Here is a 15,686-nt window from a genome sequence, read left to right on the forward strand (position 1 = left end):
AAAGGTTATTCAAAAATAACCATACAATTATAAAAATCTTCACAAATCTCTAAAGAGTAACGCTTTTTAAAAAAATACATTTTTTTTAATTTTTTAATCAATCGTTAAGGTGTTTTAAGTTAAATTTCCTTATCTGTTAAACATGCGGATAATGTTATATCTTAAGGAAAGAAAATGGGGTTAGGACACTAATAAGTTTAGGGATTTTGTTAAGCGTTTTGAGTGGCGATGATCTGAAGTTGTATTCAAAACCTTTGGTCTATTCGGCTGGAAGTGGGATGATTGGGATTGATATTGACAAACGGACATTTTACAAACGAGCGTTCGTTTTCACGATGAAATCGTTGTTCGGTGAAAACTTGATTCTGTTTGTCAAATTAAAGCATTCTGCATTGATGAGCAAGCACATGAAAGGGCCTTTGGAAAACCGCCATCACCATTCTTTCACTAAAAATTATGAAAAAGCGATCAATGGTTGTCAAAAGTATTTCCATATCAAATTGCCTGAAGGTGCTCCTAGCAACTTCAAATCAGGCTCATACATGGCCACTATGGTGGTGCGTTTTTAAAGCGTTATTTGGGGTATTCTTTAATACCATTATTATCTTTTAAAAACACAAATTTGTTTTTTAGCCTTTTTTTTAAATCTTCTTAGAACTCTTTATATTGATTGAGTGGAGTGTTTTCAAGATACGGATAAAAATTCGTAGAAGAAAAATAAAAAGGCTTTGTTTCCATCAAATACGGGTTACTAAAACTTTTTATGGTGGGTTATAGCGTATTTTTGGCTTTAGTTGTTTCTTTTAGGATTAGTTTTATCAAGGTTTAAAGCATTAGCGTCTTTCCTCTTATCATTTGGCGTTAAAAGCGACTCCATTAGCCCATTTCTTGAATTTTTTGCAACCATCTATTTTTAATCTGCCCTAAAGCCATGAAGCAAAACAAACCCCCTACAAAAACGCTTCTAACTTATAGGCTTTTTTATGCTCTTGTTTCAAATCCATATAAGCGTTTAAAAGCATGTATTCTTCAAAAGATAAAACCGCTAAATGCTCCTTAGCGAGATCGTTCATTTCTAATTCTAACAACACGAATAAAAAGGCTTTTTGCGCCTTATCGTCTTCTTGGCTTAAAATCTCAAAAAATTGGAACCATTGATCGGGGACAAGAAATTTTTGTGCTTTTTGCGCGAGCTTCAAATAATCGTTCTTGTCATAACCCACCTTTTTGCAAAGCTCTGAAATTTTTAAAGTGTCTGTGTTTAAAGATTTTTCAAAAAAGGCTTTTAAAAAAGATTTCACGCACTCTTTATCCAAGTTATCTTGCATCGCGTTCAAAGCCTTTAAAATCTCTTTTTTGTCGCCTTTTTGGGCGATTTCTATAAAAGCGTAGCGGCGTAATTCCAAAGGGATTTGCGCGTTTGTTAAAACTTCAAAGGCGTTTTTTAAATCGTTATGAATGAAAGCCTTCAAGCGTTTAGAAAAATAAGCATGCTCATAAGCTAGCGAATGCTTAGCGTGATCTTTAGGCTCAAGGGTGTTATTTTCTATATTGTGGTAATGCTTAAAAAGGTTGTCCACTTTTTCGCACCCGCTATTTGGCGTGTTTAAATCAGCCTTTAAATCATAACGGGCTAAAATTTGAGAGAGGTTTTTAGCGAGATCGCTTTTAAATTTCGTTTTTAAAAAAGTCTTTTGAGTGTCTTGGGATAGGATTTGTTTGAGCAATTTGTCAAAATCCCTTTTTTCATGGTATAAGCGGATTTTATGGCTGAGATTGTTCTTAAATAAAAAAACCCATGAAAAAAAAGCGAATATGCCCAAAACGCCCATAAGCCATACGGCAATGGGAAAATTAAAGCTGTAGCTCCCTAAATTGAAGGCATACGCTTGCGGATCAATACTATAAACAAACACGCCAAAACCCACAATGAACAAAAATGTAAAGATAATGTAAAAACGCATGCGCACCTCCTATTTATGGTATGGATGCTTAAAAATAATGCTTAAAGCCCTATAGATTTGCTCGCATAAGACAATTTTAGCCACTTCATGACTAAAAGTCATCTCGCTCAAACTCCAAGCTTGACAACCCTTTAAAAAATTTTCTTCAAACCCATACGCTCCAGCGATAAAAAAATTAATATTAAGATGATTTTCTAACATTTTACTAAACGCAAAGCTATCGCCCCTTTGAGCTTTAGGGTGTAAGGCAATATTTTTTGCCTTAGGGTTTAAATACGGCTCAAAGGCTAGAGAGTAGCTTTTTTGAGCGAGTTCTTTAGAAACTTTTTGAGCGTTGGCGGTATTTTTAGGGAATAAATCCACTAATTCCAGCTCGCAATCAAATTGCTTGCATTGCTTTTGATAGACTTTCACTAACTCTAAAGGCGAACTTTTAGCGATAGAATACACCACGCAACGCATCAATGTTAAAACTCTAAAAAATCTTTGAAGTCTTATGCATCATCATAGCGATGAGATCGCTCAAAGTTTTTTTCAAATCCTTCCTGTGTACAATCATATCAATCAAACCATGCTCTAATAAAAATTCCGCCGTTTGAAAGCCCTCAGGCAAATCCGCCCCTATAGTTTGCTTGATCACCCTAGGCCCTGCAAAACCTATCATCGCCCCTGGCTCTGCGATAATGAGATCCCCTAAAAAAGCAAAAGACGCGCTAACGCCCCCATAAGTGGGATCGCTTAAGAGCGAAATGAAAGGGAGTTTGGCCTCACTCAATCGGTTCAAAGCCGCGCTCGTTTTAGCCATTTGCATGAGCGAATAAGTGGATTCTTGCATCCTGGCCCCCCCACTCGCTGAAACAATCAATAACGCTTCTCTTTTAGCGACCGCGCGATTGATCGCTCTTACAATCTTTTCCCCCTCTACAGAGCCTAAACTCCCCCCCATAAAGCTGAAATCAAACACCACGATCTGCAAAGGCATGCGGTTGATTTTAGCCTCACCGCTGATCACTGAGCTTGGGCGGTTAGTCCTTTTTTCGTATTTTTTAATGCGTTGTTTATAACTCTCTTTATCCACGAAATTTAAAGGATCATTAGGCCGTAAGTGCTTGTCAAACTCTTCAAAACTCCCCACATCGCATAAAAATTCAATCCTTTCAGCCGCTTTCATGCGGAAATGGTAATGGCATTTCAAACACACGCTGTATTTACCAAACACTTCTTTATGATACATTAACGCATAACATTTAGGGCATTTCACCCAATGGCTTGGCTGTTCTTCCTTACTTGGCGCTGTCCGCAATTTATTGATCTTAAAATTTTTAAAGAAATCTGCAAATCCCATGTTTTTCCTTAATTTTGCAGTTTTATTAGGATTGTATCCAAGTTTTGCTTATAATAAACCAAATTATCTTAAGAGTAGTGATGCAAGGGTTTCTTTTACAAACACAAAGCATAAGAGATGAAGATTTGATCGTGCGCGTTTTAACCAAAAACCAGCTCAAAACTCTCTATCGTTTCTATGGCAAACGCCATAGCGTGCTGAATGTGGGGCGTAAAATTGATTTTGAAGAAGAAAACGATGATAAATTTTTGCCCAAGCTAAGGAATATTTTGCATTTAGGCTACATTTGGGAAAGAGAAATGGAGCGCTTGTTTTTTTGGCAACGCTTTTGCGCCCTCTTGTTTAGGCATTTAGAGGGCGTGCATTCTTTGGATAGTGTCTATTTTGACACTTTAGATGATGGGGCTAACAAACTCTCCAAACAGCACCCCTTAAGAGTGATTTTAGAAATGTATGCAACGCTTTTGAATTTTGAAGGGCGCTTGCAAAGTTACAATTCTTGTTTTTTATGCGATGCAAAATTAGAGCGTTCTGTCGCTTTAGCGCAAGGGTTTATTCTAGCACACCCCTCTTGCTTGAAAGCTAAAAGCCTGGATTTAGAAAAAATCCAAGCTTTTTTTCGCACTCAAAGCACGATTGATTTAGAAACAGAAGAAGTGGAAGAATTATGGCGCACGCTGAATTTAGGGTTTTGAAAGGTTAAAAATGAAATTTAAATTTTTGAATATGGATAATGAGAGCGGTTTTATTTTGATTGAAAAAGAATTAGAACGATTAAACATTCTCGCTCAAGTCAAAGAAGATTGCATTGAATTAAAAGGCGAGAATGTAGAGCGTGCGAGAGTTTATCTTAAAACGCTTTTTAATTCTAACATTGTGGAATTAGACGATCACCAAAAAAGCGCAAACGCTTTAATAGAGCGCTTGAAATCTTTAGGTTTAAAAATTGCGGTGGCTGAAAGCTGCTCTGGGGGGTTGTTATCGCATGCATTCACTTCCATTAGCGGGGCTTCAGCGGTTTTTATGGGGGGTGTTGTGTGTTACAATGAAGAGGTTAAGCGCGAATTATTGAAGGTCAATGCCACGACTTTAAAAGTCTTTGGGGTTTATAGTGAAGAATGCGTGAAAGAAATGCTACTAGGCGTGTTTTTGAATTTTAAAGCGGATTTAGCGCTTGCGATGAGTGGGGTGGCTGGCCCTAATGGGGGGAGCAAGGCTAATCCTGTAGGCACGATTTATATTGGTGTGCAAAAGTTAGGATCTCAAGCTTTAATCGATCGCTGTTTTTTTGAAGGGGACAGAGAAAGCATTCAAAATAAAAGCGTAGAGCATGCTTTAAACATGCTCGCTAGAATGCTATAAAACTACCTTAATGCGCAAACGCTACCAAATTCTTTTTGAGCGACCTTAGCGATGTAAGCGATTTCATTATCGTTAAGGTTTTCAACGCTCGCTTTTAAATACCTTTTGATTTGCTCAATCTGGCAACCCACTAGCTTGATTTTCACCACAGCCACCTCCGATTTTAAATTCGTATAGGTGTTGGATACCTGGATCTTAGTCGCTAGGTAATTATAGACAGCGTAGCTGATACTCGTAGTCGTCTGCTCGGACTCATGGAATTGCTCAATGAAGCGTTTTTTATACTTCATCATGATTTCATGAAAAACCACGATCAGGCTCAATTTAGCGTTCAAAGTCGCTTGCTCAATCCCTAAATATTTGTTATTAACAGGGATATACGCCACTCCCATTTCTTCGTAGGGGACTTTAGCGTCTTCAAAAACCCAAGCAGGAGCATCAGACAGTTCTGATTTCATGCCCTTTAAATCAGAAACTAAAATCCCATCATCTCTTAAAATACTCTTAGCGCTTAATGAAACGCTTGAAAACACCCCTAAAAGAGCGATTAAAACCATTCTTTTAAACAAAATGCCACTCCTTAAACTTTAATTTAGGTTTGATTATAGGTGAAGCACCCAAACGCTAAAGCGATTGGGCTTCCTCGGCTGATGTTGCCCATAGGGAAAGTTTGGTTCTCACTTTGTGTCCCTAATCATAGGGATTTTACAGAGTTTGATCTCCAACGCATTCCCTACAGGTCTCACACATCATATCTCCAAAGGCGTAACTTTGCGTACTTCCTACGCTAGATACAAATGTATGGAGATATTATACTACAAATTAGCAGCATTCATCCCAAACACTAAAGATGTTTGGGATTTCTGCTTGGGTGGTTTAAATCCTTATTAGTAACTATCACAAAATGCCATGGCTGCGTGTTGTAAGAGCTTGGCGATAGCCTGGCGATTTCAGCGACTTCTTCTAATTCCTCGCTAGAAAACTCATAATGGCTATCAAACATCTTGCAAGAATGGCGCTCCTTTAGTAATTGTCTTCTTTTTTCTTGATCCAAAAATTTCATTGATTTTCCTTTATTTTTTTAGAATTTTTTGTAGCATACAATAAAATCCCTAACGAAACAATTACCATAAATAAGCTTAAAATCTGCCCCATGCTCAAATTCAAAAAATAAACCCCCATTTGGCTGTCTGGCTCTCTGTAAAATTCCGCAATAAAGCGCATCAAGGAATACCCCAAGCCATAAACCACAATCAGCAACCCATGCGTTTTGGTGTGTTTTTTAGCCCACATTACCATTAAAAACACGATAACCCCCTCTAAAAACGCTTCAATCAACTGGCTAGGATAACGCAATTGATTATCCACCATAATGCCTATGATTTGCCCTAAATGGCTGTCTTTGGGGACAATCCTCCCCACAAGCTCCTGGTTTAAAAAATTCCCAATCCTCCCAAAAACATACCCTAAAGGCAGGCTGATCGCAATCAAATCCAAATAAATCAAAAGCTTTTTCAAATCCTTACGGCTATAAAGATACGAAGCGATCAAAAACCCCACCAACCCCCCATGATAGCTCATCCCACGAATGCCTACAAAATTCCCATGGCTATCAAAAGGGTTAAAGATTTGCCAAAAATGCGTCAAATAATAGCTGGAATTAGGCTCATAAATAAGAACATATCCTATCCTTGCCCCTAGCACAATGCCAAGCTCCGCCCATAAAAAATAACTCTCAAATTCCTTCCTTTCAATGGGGAATCGCTTGGGATCTTTTTGAATCATTCTTAACGCCATATAAAAAGCGATAACAATCGCGCACGCATACGCCAAACCATACCAATGCACTTCAATACTGCCAAGACTAAAAGCGATAGGGTTAAATTGATCATAAATCGTATTCCAAGCGTTCATGATCAATCCTTAAATTTCAAATTCTTTAGGGGGGATCGCTTCAAATTCATACCCTAGTAGCGCGATTTTATGCGCATGGAGCATCAAGCGTTTGGCGGAGTGTTGGCTATCGCCATAGATTGTATCGCCTATAATGGGGTGGTTGATATGCTTTAAATGGACTCTGATTTGGTGGGTTCTTCCGGTTTTGATCCCCACTTTTAAAAGGGTTTTTTTGTTGATAATTTTTAAAGGCGTGATTATCGTAACCGCTTCTTGCCCTTTTTTAGAGATCTTGCTAAACGCTTTAGTGGTTTTAATCGTAAGAATGGGAGCGTTGATTTCTCGCTCTTCTTCTATGATGCCTTGAGCGAGCGCTAAATACTCCTTTTTAACCGCCCTGTCTTTAAAAGCCTTTTTAGCTTTTAAATGGAATTCTGAATTTTCTTTCACCAACAAAATCACCCCGCTTGTTTCTTTATCCAAGCGGTGCAACAAAACCCAACCTTTGAAAAAAGAGATTAAATCATAGCTCTCTATAAAAGGAGGTTTAAAAAGAGCTAGAATGTTTTCATCTTCAAAAATCACGCTGGGTTTTTCAACCTTTTGGACGCTAAAGCGCGTGTTTTTGGGGAGTTCTTTTCTGGCGACCATCAATTTCTTCCCCCCTATACTCACTAACCCAGAATCGATCAAAGATTTAGCTTTTTTATGCGAAACGTTTTCTTGAACGCTCAATATTTTATAAGCTTTTTCCATGTTCATCCTTTATCCTTTTTAATGTTTAATGAAAGCGAGCAATTCGTTTAAATCATGCCCGTTTTCTAAAAAACGCACCACGCCTAAATTTTTGTAATCTAAAAGAGCGCCTAACAGATCCTCTTTTGGAACGATTTTATAAGGCTTGACTAATTCAAACAACGCTACCTGGTTGAAAAGATACTCCCCTGTGATCAAGCACGCATTAAAAAACGCCGGCTCTAAAGGGTTATGCCCCCCCATTTTGACAAACGAACCCCCTAAAATGACAATATCTGCGATCGCATAGAAATTATTCAATTCCCCCAAGCGATCCACTAACAAAATATCGCATTCCACAAAACCCTTTGAAGAAAAACACTCCCAACTAAAACGAGTCGCTTTTAAAGCATCTTGCAATAAATTCTGCACGCTTTTAAAACGCTCCGGGTGGCGCGGCACGACAATCAGTCTTGCATTTTTAAAAGTCTTTTTGAACTCTAAAAACGCTTTTAACCCTAATTCCTCCTCGCCCTCATGCGTGCTAGCTAAAACAATGTTTAAAGCGTCCGGGTTTTTAGGGTAAAACGAAGCGATCACAGGCTTTGAAAAACGCTTGATATTCAAAAAATCCACCACTTTTTTTGCCCCTAGATTCAACAAGCGCTTTTTATCCTCCTTGCTTTGCGCTAAAATCAAATCAACGCGTTTGAATAAAAGCGCATAAAAGAAAGAAAAACGCTGATACTTGGGGTAAGAACGAGCGCTGATGCGAGCGTTAATGAGCATGGTTTTTGCCCCTAATTTTTGAGCCGTATCAAACACATTAAACCACAATTCCGCTTCTGTAACCACCAAAGTTTTTAAGCGTTTTAAGTTTTTTTTCCATGCAAATAATAGGGTTTCAAAAGGCAGGTAACGCACTTCTATATGCTTAGAATGCTGATAAGTTTGAGCGGCTAATTCAAAGCCGGTATTAGTGGTAACGCTGATTAAAATCGGCTCTTTTAAAGCTTGAATGATTGGCTCTAAGGATTTGACCTCCCCATAAGAGCATGCATGAAACCAAAAAACCGGCTCGCTTTTTAAAAAATTGTCTTTAAGAAAAAAACGAGCCTTCAAAGAATGGCGGTATTTTTCCTTAAAACTCCAAAAAAAGATGAAAGGCACACCAAAAAGATGCCCCAAAGTTAACAATAAAAGGTAGAAAAACTTAAACAATCAAACTGATTCTTGGCTTTCTTTTGGAGGTTGAGCGCTGTTTTCATACGCGCCCTCAGCGTATAAAATACGCCCGCAATACGGGCAAGTGATCATGTCCCCACTCGTTAGCACTTCGGTATAAATCTTATCATTCAGTCTAATAAAACAACCCCCACAAGCTTGTTTTTTGATCGTTACAATGCTCGTGTTTTTCGCCCATCTTCTGATCCTTTCATAAAAGCTATAGATTTTAGGCTCGGTTTTTTCCACGAGTTCTTCTTTCTTTTTAAAGATGATTTGTTGGGTTTCTTTGATGTTTTTGACTTCGTTTTCCACTAAATTTTCCAATTCCAACGCTAATTTTTCAAGCTCTAGCATTTCCTTTTTCAAAACTTCTTGTTTTTCGCTTTTGTGCTTGATTTCATTTTGCAGGTTTTCAATTTCTCTGTTGGCTTGGTTGGAGCGCTCTTTAGCAATATCTTCTTCAATGTTTAAAGATCGCAATTCCCTTTCGGATTTGATCTCGCTCATTTTCTTTTGAATGCTAGCGATTTTAGCGTTCGTGTCTTGTAGGGTTTGCTCGTTTTTAGAAACCTGTAATTTTAGGGCTAATTTTTCCTCTTCCAAATTCAAAATCGCTTTATTTTTAGCTTCTTTATCATTCAAGGCTTTATCCAAGTCTTTTCGTTTTTCTCTGATCAACGGCTCTAAGGAGTCAATTTCTTTATCCAAATGCGAAATTTCAATCAATTGTTTGAGATGGGTGTTCATCGCTTTCCTTTAAATGATTTGCAAGGGGTTTTTAAAATTCTCTATTGTAACCAAATAATTAAAAGAATGCAAAATTTCAGCCACAATGAGTGCGAAACCCCTTTCGCTATAATAATGCGTGGCGTCAATCAAACTTATCCCTAAAGATTGAGCGATCATAGCGTCATGGTATTTCACATCGCCTGTAATCAAACAGCTTTGCGCTTTTAAAGAAGAAAACATGGACGCCCCCGATCCGCACACAAACGCTAGATCTTTAATCATTTGAGAACTTTTGACGTATGCTAATTGTCCCACCCCTAAAGAATATTTAATCCTTTCTAACAGTGCATCAAATTCCATATTAGCGTTTTCTTTCACTAACATAAGGCCTTTTTCTATCAAGTTATCAAACCCTAAAAGCGCGCTAGCGAAATGCTTGTTTAAATGCGTTTTGTCAAAATTCGTGTGCATGCTGATGACTGAAACGTTTTTTTGGATTAAGATTTTTAAAATATTGCCCGGATAAGCCTCATCGTTAAGCGTTTTTAAGGGCTTGAAAATTAAAGGGTGGTGCGTGATGATTAGGGCGTTTTTGGGAGCGTTTAGAGCGATTTTAAGCGTGATTTCTAAACATGCGACAATCTCACTAAACTCATGGTTTTCACTCCCCACATTCAACCCGCTATTATCCCACAATTCTTGAAGTTCAAAAGGCGAAAGGCGATTCAAAACTCCCAACACTTCCTTAACTAACGCCATTTTAAGCCTTTGTTAAAGCGTTTTTTAAGCGCTCTTCTCTCTCTTCTTCTTGCTCTTTATAAAGAAGTGCGCACCATTTGGCTAAATCCCTGATTTGTAAAATATAATTTTGCCTTTCAGCCACCGAAATCGCTTTTCTGGCGTCTAAAATATTGAAAAAATGCGAGCATAGCATCACGAAATCATAAGCCGGCAGCGGGAGCTTGTTTTTTAAGCAATGCAAGGCTTCGGCTTGGGCGTTTTTAAACATTTCTAATAGCCTTTTCACGCTCGCTATTTCAAAATGATACTTGCTGAATTGGTATTCGCTTTCTAAATGCACTTGCGCGTAACGCACGCTGTCATGATTTTTTTTAGCCCATTCAATCTCTAGGATATTTTCCACTTTTTGCACATACATCGCCAATCTTTCTAAGCCGTAAGTGATCTCCACCGGGATAGGGTTGCAAGGAATGCCCCCCACTTGCTGGAAATAAGTGAATTGCGTAACTTCCATGCCATCAAGCCACACTTCCCAGCCAAGCCCCCATGCCCCCAAAGTCGGACTCTCCCAATTGTCTTCTACAAATCGTATATCATGCTCATTAAGGTTTATCCCTAACACTTCTAAGCTTTTTAAATAGAGTTCTTGAATATTAGAAGGGCTTGGCTTGATAACTACCTGAAATTGGTAATAACTCCCCAAGCGGTTAGGGTTTTCCCCATAGCGCCCATCAGTAGGCCTTCTAGAGGGCGCGACATACGCCACATTCCATGGCTTTTTATCCAAACTCCTTAAAAGCGTGGCCGGATGGAATGTCCCAGCTCCTGCAGGAATATCATAAGGCTGGATCACCAAACAGCCTTGATTCTTCCAATACTCTTGTAATTTTAATAATAAACTTGAAAAATCTTGCATGTTCTCTTTCCTTTTAAGCGCGTCTGATCAAATCGTTCATGCTCTCTAGCACACTCTTACCCTTTAAAAGCAAGGCTAATTCGCTCGCAATGGGCGTATAAATGCCGTATTTTCTAGCGATTTCCACAATGGCGTTGGTCGTTTTCACCCCTTCAGCCACTTCGCCTAATTCTTCTAAAACCACCTCTAAAGGCTTGTTTTGGGCTAGCCCCAAGCCCACACGATAATTCCTAGATAAAATAGAATTAGCGGTTAAAAACAAATCCCCAGCCCCAGAAAGCCCTAAAAAAGTCTCTGTCTTGCCCCCAAAGAACGCCCCAAAGCGTTGCATTTCCACTAAACCACGAGATAACAAACTCGCTTTAGCGCTATTGCCTAATTTCAAGCCATCACAAACCCCCCCAGCAATGGCTATCACATTTTTATACGCGCCAGCGATTTCACCCCCTATGATGTCTTGTTGGGCGTAGGCTCTGATAAAAGAGGGGGTTTTATTGGCAAATTCTAGCGCCAAAGCCTGATTATTGGAATGAATGACTAGCGCGCAAGGCAGGCCTTGAATGATTTCAGCCGCAAAACTCGGGCCAGCTAAAAAACACAAAGAATTAGGATCGATAAAATCCTTTGCGATCTCGCTCACAAACGCCCGGTTTAAAACCTCTATCCCTTTAGAAGCGATTAAAACCTTAGCGTTTTTGGGTAAAGAAGCGTTTTGAAACCATTCCCTCAAGTGCTGCACGCTAATAGCGATGACATAGAGCGCTGCTTTTAAGCCTCTTTGTAAATCCACTTGCTCTATGGGGGCAGAACCTTTAGAAATCAAAGCGTCATTGAGCTTTTTTAACGGCTCGTTTAAATCGCGCCTTGAAATGATTTTGACTTCATTCTTTTCTCCAAAAGCAAAGGCTAAAGCCCTCCCCCACGCCCCGCCACCAAATACTGCAATTTCCATTAAATTCCTAATCTCATTGATTGTAAAACTCACCATTTTACAATAATAAGTTTAAAATAGCCCTTACAATCAAAACGCTGTCTTTGATTAAAACATATTAAATAATATTTTAAAATTAAAAAGCGTTAAACCAATTTATTGCCCTCAATATACTTCACCACCCTCTTCGTCGTCGTTTTCTTCTTTGTATTTTTCAAAAGTAAAAGCGCTCACGCGATCAAAAACCTTATCAATACTTTCTTTAAACAAGTCAATCACTTCGTTCAATTGCGCTAAACTCTCTCTTTTGGATTCTTCTTGCTCAGAAAATTCTTTTTCTAAATTCTCAATTCTTCTAAAAATTTTATCGCTGAAGTCATCAAAGCCCTTTTGCAATAAATCCAATCTGACAGAATGCAAAGCCTTTTGGTAGCGTTTGAATTGGTTAGCGTCTTGCTCAATAGCCTTTTCATACGCCAAACACACATCGTATAAAACGCTTAAAATTTCGTTTTGTTTTTCGCTCCTTTGATTCAACTTCATTAAAAATTTTTCAAGCGAGTTAAAAACTTTGCTTTTTTCGCTGAACTCTTTAATTTCTTGATACCTTGTAGCGCTATAAGCGCCAATCCCTAAAAACTCAATGCCGCTATCTTCTAAAGTTTCTCTAATTTTCTTAGCGACTTCTTCTAATTGGCTTTTGGTGTGCCTATCAGCCCTACTCAATACGATAAAAACCTGCTTGCCTTCTTCGTATAATTCTTGCAAATATTCTAAATCATCTTTGTGAATCTCCCCACTCTCGCAACTAATGAACCATAAAACGTGTTTGGCGTGTTGTAGGGATTCTTTAGAGGCTTGTTTGTCCCCACCCGTATAGCCTTGATTGCCGGGGTTATAGCCAGGCGTGTCTATGAAGCATAAAAATTCAAAAGGCACGCTAGGAGCGCTTAAAAGCATGAAAGGCATGATCTCTTTGAGATTAAAGCCAAGGGATTCTAAAAACTGATGGTCAAAAGCGAGATGGGGCAATTCCACCATGCCCCCATTTTGAGAAAACCCCATTAAAACTTCTTTTTTACCCTTTAGGCAATAAGTGGGGATAGCTGTGGTGGGATTCATGTCTTCAGGAAGTTTTAATTTCAAGCCCAACAAGTTGTTTAAAAAAGTGGATTTGCCCGCGCTAAACCCTCCCCCTACTGCGACCATGTTTTTTTGAAACAAACTAGGGTAGCTCGCTACCAATTGCAATTCTTTTTTAATTTCTTGGAGCGTTAGTAACGCTATTTCCTTTTCTTTGAGCGAATCCACGCCGCTAGCGAACTCTAAAAACTCGTTGTCTAAAATGCTCTGGTATTCTTCTAGCCCTTCATTTTCCATTTTAGCGTTTAAAATACGAGCGATTAGATCGTAGCGTTCTTTTAACCCCTCTGTATTGTGGTGGTTTTCAGCCCTGCTATTGTCATTAAAAATGCCCTTAAAAAAATTAACGCTCATTGAATCCCCTTTAAAGCTTGGATTTGAGCGTCTAATTGAGCGATGGATTGCTCTTTGTTTTGCGCTTGATGTTGCAAGTTTTGCATGTCTGTTTTAAGCTTTGAAAGCACCCCATTAGCAAAATCTTGTTTTCCTAGCTTATTTTCTAAATCAGTGCAGTATTCTTTCACATCGTTTTTAGACTCAGCTTCAAAATCCCTCACATGCTTTTCCACGCTTTGTATAAAAGCATCGGCTTCATCGCCTTTTAAAAAGCCCGTCTTTGCTCCTATCTCGCTAGGAAGAGTGTAATCAAACTCTTTAAATTCAATGCGATCCAAGACAGCATGCACACTTTTTTTGAAAGCCACCTCATCAATCAAATCATCATCACGGATTATTTGACGCAAGACAGGAAAGACTTTAGCGTAGAGTTCTTTTTTAAAAACGATTTTAAAAGATCCAACGCTGTCGTTCAAAGCTTTTTCGCAGATTTTATGCATCTCTATTAAATAATCCACCACCGCTCCGGCTTTAACCACTACTCTTGTGCGCATCACTTCATCATAGCCCGCATCATCATCAGCCCACCACAAAAAATTTCTTTTAAAGCTTCCAAAAAGACCGCCTTGCTTCACTCTTTCAATATAATGCTCTTCTTCCTCTTCTTCTCTAGCGAGCGCACTAGCCTTTTTGATAGCTTTCGTTAAGGTTTCATTCAAGCCATCTCTAGTGTTTTTGATGAAATGAAAAATAAATTCTTCATACGCTTCCCTAAAACCTATTTCAATGTTACCAGAGAGCTTTTCATAAACCTCTATTTGCTTTTTGATAGTGCTAATGTCAGCGTTTTTAACCCTCTTTTTTTCATCTTCTAGGTCTTGCAACAACTGTGCTATTAATGAATGGAGGTTGTTCGCTTGGCTTTGTGTATAATCTTGCAATTTTTGAGAAATGATTTTTTCTTTCTCTTTTGCGGCTTTTTCTAAACGCTCTTCAATCGCGCCCATATTGCTTAAAAACAATAAGCTTTCTTCAGACTTATCATCGCTACTAAAAGCGTCAGGGTAAAAATCTCTTAAATTCCGTAAGGCATTGTGATACTCTTCTGTTTTTTGGTTTCTTTCCCAAGAAGCTTGGTTTTCAAAATCTTTATACATGCTAAAGCAAACCCCTGAAGCCAGAATGACGCCATTTTTGATCGCTTTTTCAAAAATCTCTCGTTGGTTAGGGTAGTTTTCAATCAACTTTTCCATGATATTATTTAATTGAGATGAAAGGGCTTTTTGCGCGTTTTCTAAGGCTGTAGGGAGGTGTTGGCGAGATTTTTCCACCACACTCATAGAAAGAGCAGCACTGTCGGCTTGGCTTGCCACAAAATAAATTTCTTGAAGGCCTTCTTTGTTAGAAACCCTATCAAACAAACTCATATCGCTATCCGTTAAAAACTGATTAGAAGGGCTTACAATAAACACCACATCGCAATCTTTCAATAAGGCTTTGGTGCGCTCTTCTCTTGAGACAATCGGATCGTTCACTCCCGGGGTGTCAATCACTTCCAAATCTTTAAGGTTGGGGTTATTCAAAGAAATTCGCACCACTTTAGTGTAGGGCATGAACTTCCCGTTTGCGCCCACGAATTGGAGCAATTTTTGATTCAGCTCTTCTAAGCTATTGGCTTGAATGCGCGAATCTTTTGTTTCAGTGTTGGTTAGTCCGCTTTTTTTCATTTTTTCGCATTGATCGTGTGATGAAACGAGCTTTGTGTCCTTTTCTAACTCATTTTTAGCGATCCTTTCAGCCCTTTTCACTATTTCTTCATCGCTTAAAATATTCTCTTTGGGCGCTTCTCCACCACTTTTGTTTTTGCCAAGCATTTTTCCAAACTTATTTAATCCCTCCTTAAATCCCTCTTTAGCCCTATTTGCCAAACTTTGTTTTTCTTTTTGTTTTTTGACTTCTTCATCAACAATCCTGTTAAACTCCCTTACATACCTTTCATGTTCGTTTTCAAGCTCTGCAATATCCTTTGGGCTATAAAACTCCACTTCAGCGCTCAGATTTTGAGCGTATTTTAAAATGGTAAGACTAGCCGTCATGGGCGTTGCCGCTTTGGGTAAAACCTCTACACCCTCAAAAATCAAAGCGTTTAAGAGCGAGCTTTTGCCCGCTTTCACGCGCCCGATGATGCCGACTTTAAGATCCCTATTTGTATCTTGCAACTCTTTTAGCGTTTTTTCTAACTCTTCGGTTTTGATCACAGCGTTTTCGCTGATAAAAGGCCTCGCTTTTTCTTGCAAGCCTTGTTCTTTTAGCGTTTTTTCAATTAAAGCGCTTTTTTTAATGATTTCTTGCACATTCATT

The 15,686-nt window shown here is 38.7% G+C and carries 16 protein-coding genes and 1 pseudogene; 3 read left to right on the forward strand and 14 right to left on the reverse strand.

Features of this window, described 5'->3' with window-relative positions; genetic code table 11:
• Positions 1 to 206 precede the first annotated feature (206 nt).
• A complete protein-coding gene (locus DQL14_RS05960) occupies positions 207 to 569 on the forward strand; it encodes a hypothetical protein (RefSeq protein ID WP_108169076.1) in 363 nt (120 codons plus the stop codon).
• A 381-nt stretch (positions 570 to 950) separates the two neighbouring features.
• On the opposite strand, the gene DQL14_RS05965 is transcribed toward DQL14_RS05960, so the two are convergent.
• The 3 genes from DQL14_RS05965 to accD are packed head-to-tail and all read right to left on the reverse strand — an operon-like array spanning position 951 to position 3,309.
• Positions 951 to 1,964 carry a LapA family protein gene (locus DQL14_RS05965; protein WP_108169077.1) on the reverse strand — a complete coding sequence of 338 codons (1,014 nt, stop codon included), beginning with the start codon at positions 1,962 to 1,964 and terminating at the stop codon, positions 951 to 953.
• Between the two features lie 9 nt (positions 1,965 to 1,973).
• A complete protein-coding gene (rlmH, locus tag DQL14_RS05970) occupies positions 1,974 to 2,426 on the reverse strand; it encodes a 23S rRNA (pseudouridine(1915)-N(3))-methyltransferase RlmH (RefSeq protein ID WP_108169078.1) in 453 nt (150 codons plus the stop codon).
• Positions 2,427 to 2,439: 13 nt separating this feature from the next.
• The gene (gene accD, locus DQL14_RS05975) at positions 2,440 to 3,309 is read right to left on the reverse strand and encodes an acetyl-CoA carboxylase, carboxyltransferase subunit beta (RefSeq protein ID WP_000505036.1); all 870 of its coding nucleotides are present in this window, start codon (positions 3,307 to 3,309) and stop codon (positions 2,440 to 2,442) included.
• Between the two features lie 80 nt (positions 3,310 to 3,389).
• Here accD and recO point away from each other — a divergent pair, with 80 nt between their 5' ends.
• Positions 3,390 to 4,004: a recombination protein RecO gene (recO, locus tag DQL14_RS05980; protein WP_162296878.1), complete on the forward strand. Its 615-nt coding sequence runs from the start codon at positions 3,390 to 3,392 to the stop codon at positions 4,002 to 4,004.
• 10 nt (positions 4,005 to 4,014) lie between these two features.
• Positions 4,015 to 4,671 (forward strand): CinA family protein, encoded by a 657-nt coding sequence (locus tag DQL14_RS05985; protein ID WP_108169079.1) that lies wholly within the window; start codon positions 4,015 to 4,017, stop codon positions 4,669 to 4,671.
• A 2-nt stretch (positions 4,672 to 4,673) separates the two neighbouring features.
• Here DQL14_RS05985 and DQL14_RS05990 read toward each other — a convergent pair whose 3' ends face one another.
• The 11 genes and pseudogenes from DQL14_RS05990 to DQL14_RS08460 all read right to left on the reverse strand — a co-directional run bounded on the left by DQL14_RS05990 (position 4,674) and on the right by DQL14_RS08460 (position 15,685).
• Complete coding sequence (locus DQL14_RS05990) at positions 4,674 to 5,240, reverse strand: hypothetical protein (protein ID WP_108169080.1); 567 nt, start codon at positions 5,238 to 5,240, stop codon at positions 4,674 to 4,676.
• A 308-nt stretch (positions 5,241 to 5,548) separates the two neighbouring features.
• Positions 5,549 to 5,734, reverse strand: a pseudogene (locus DQL14_RS05995) (nitroreductase family protein); the annotation flags it as partial.
• Positions 5,731 to 6,585, reverse strand: coding sequence for a prolipoprotein diacylglyceryl transferase (lgt, locus tag DQL14_RS06000; protein ID WP_108169082.1), 855 nt, complete (start codon positions 6,583 to 6,585; stop codon positions 5,731 to 5,733). The pseudogene DQL14_RS05995 and the gene lgt, both read right to left, overlap by 4 nt.
• A gap of 9 nt (positions 6,586 to 6,594) precedes the next feature.
• Positions 6,595 to 7,323: an RluA family pseudouridine synthase gene (locus tag DQL14_RS06005; RefSeq protein ID WP_108169949.1), complete on the reverse strand. Its 729-nt coding sequence runs from the start codon at positions 7,321 to 7,323 to the stop codon at positions 6,595 to 6,597.
• An 18-nt stretch (positions 7,324 to 7,341) separates the two neighbouring features.
• On the reverse strand, positions 7,342 to 8,523 hold the full coding sequence (gene waaA, locus DQL14_RS06010; protein WP_108169083.1) for a lipid IV(A) 3-deoxy-D-manno-octulosonic acid transferase: 1,182 nt from the start codon (positions 8,521 to 8,523) through the stop codon (positions 7,342 to 7,344).
• Complete coding sequence (locus DQL14_RS06015; protein WP_108169084.1) at positions 8,524 to 9,276, reverse strand: zinc ribbon domain-containing protein; 753 nt, start codon at positions 9,274 to 9,276, stop codon at positions 8,524 to 8,526.
• A gap of 9 nt (positions 9,277 to 9,285) precedes the next feature.
• On the reverse strand, positions 9,286 to 10,017 hold the full coding sequence (locus DQL14_RS06020) for a GTP cyclohydrolase I (protein WP_108169085.1): 732 nt from the start codon (positions 10,015 to 10,017) through the stop codon (positions 9,286 to 9,288).
• A 1-nt stretch (position 10,018) separates the two neighbouring features.
• Positions 10,019 to 10,915 carry a glycine--tRNA ligase subunit alpha gene (gene glyQ, locus DQL14_RS06025; RefSeq protein WP_108169086.1) on the reverse strand — a complete coding sequence of 299 codons (897 nt, stop codon included), beginning with the start codon at positions 10,913 to 10,915 and terminating at the stop codon, positions 10,019 to 10,021.
• 13 nt (positions 10,916 to 10,928) lie between these two features.
• Positions 10,929 to 11,867 carry an NAD(P)H-dependent glycerol-3-phosphate dehydrogenase gene (locus DQL14_RS06030; protein ID WP_000401705.1) on the reverse strand — a complete coding sequence of 313 codons (939 nt, stop codon included), beginning with the start codon at positions 11,865 to 11,867 and terminating at the stop codon, positions 10,929 to 10,931.
• Between the two features lie 144 nt (positions 11,868 to 12,011).
• Entirely contained in the window at positions 12,012 to 13,343 is a 1,332-nt protein-coding gene (locus DQL14_RS06035; protein ID WP_108169087.1) for a dynamin family protein, read from the reverse strand.
• Complete coding sequence (locus DQL14_RS08460) at positions 13,340 to 15,685, reverse strand: dynamin-like GTPase family protein (RefSeq protein WP_162296879.1); 2,346 nt, start codon at positions 15,683 to 15,685, stop codon at positions 13,340 to 13,342. The genes DQL14_RS06035 and DQL14_RS08460 overlap by 4 nt, the downstream gene beginning before the upstream one ends.
• Position 15,686: the final 1 nt, after the last annotated feature.

It is taken from the genome of Helicobacter pylori NCTC 11637 = CCUG 17874 = ATCC 43504 = JCM 12093 (genome assembly GCF_900478295.1).
In the GTDB taxonomy this organism is placed as follows: domain Bacteria; phylum Campylobacterota; class Campylobacteria; order Campylobacterales; family Helicobacteraceae; genus Helicobacter; species Helicobacter pylori.

What these genes read in the sequence shown, in the direction of transcription:
- DQL14_RS05965 (WP_108169077.1), bottom strand. Translation starts at nt 1,964, where the DNA reads ATGCGTTTTTACATTATCTTTACATTTTTGTTCATTGTGGGTTTTGGC.
- DQL14_RS06020 (WP_108169085.1), bottom strand. Translation starts at nt 10,017, where the DNA reads ATGGCGTTAGTTAAGGAAGTGTTGGGAGTTTTGAATCGCCTTTCGCCT.
- glyQ (WP_108169086.1), bottom strand. Translation starts at nt 10,915, where the DNA reads ATGCAAGATTTTTCAAGTTTATTATTAAAATTACAAGAGTATTGGAAG.
- DQL14_RS06035 (WP_108169087.1), bottom strand. Translation starts at nt 13,343, where the DNA reads ATGAGCGTTAATTTTTTTAAGGGCATTTTTAATGACAATAGCAGGGCT.
- DQL14_RS06005 (WP_108169949.1), bottom strand. Translation starts at nt 7,323, where the DNA reads ATGGAAAAAGCTTATAAAATATTGAGCGTTCAAGAAAACGTTTCGCAT.
- lgt (WP_108169082.1), bottom strand. Translation starts at nt 6,585, where the DNA reads ATGAACGCTTGGAATACGATTTATGATCAATTTAACCCTATCGCTTTT.
- rlmH (WP_108169078.1), bottom strand. Translation starts at nt 2,426, where the DNA reads ATGCGTTGCGTGGTGTATTCTATCGCTAAAAGTTCGCCTTTAGAGTTA.
- DQL14_RS06015 (WP_108169084.1), bottom strand. Translation starts at nt 9,276, where the DNA reads ATGAACACCCATCTCAAACAATTGATTGAAATTTCGCATTTGGATAAA.
- DQL14_RS08460 (WP_162296879.1), bottom strand. Translation starts at nt 15,685, where the DNA reads ATGAATGTGCAAGAAATCATTAAAAAAAGCGCTTTAATTGAAAAAACG.
- DQL14_RS06030 (WP_000401705.1), bottom strand. Translation starts at nt 11,867, where the DNA reads ATGGAAATTGCAGTATTTGGTGGCGGGGCGTGGGGGAGGGCTTTAGCC.
- accD (WP_000505036.1), bottom strand. Translation starts at nt 3,309, where the DNA reads ATGGGATTTGCAGATTTCTTTAAAAATTTTAAGATCAATAAATTGCGG.
- recO (WP_162296878.1), top strand. Translation starts at nt 3,390, where the DNA reads ATGCAAGGGTTTCTTTTACAAACACAAAGCATAAGAGATGAAGATTTG.
- DQL14_RS05985 (WP_108169079.1), top strand. Translation starts at nt 4,015, where the DNA reads ATGAAATTTAAATTTTTGAATATGGATAATGAGAGCGGTTTTATTTTG.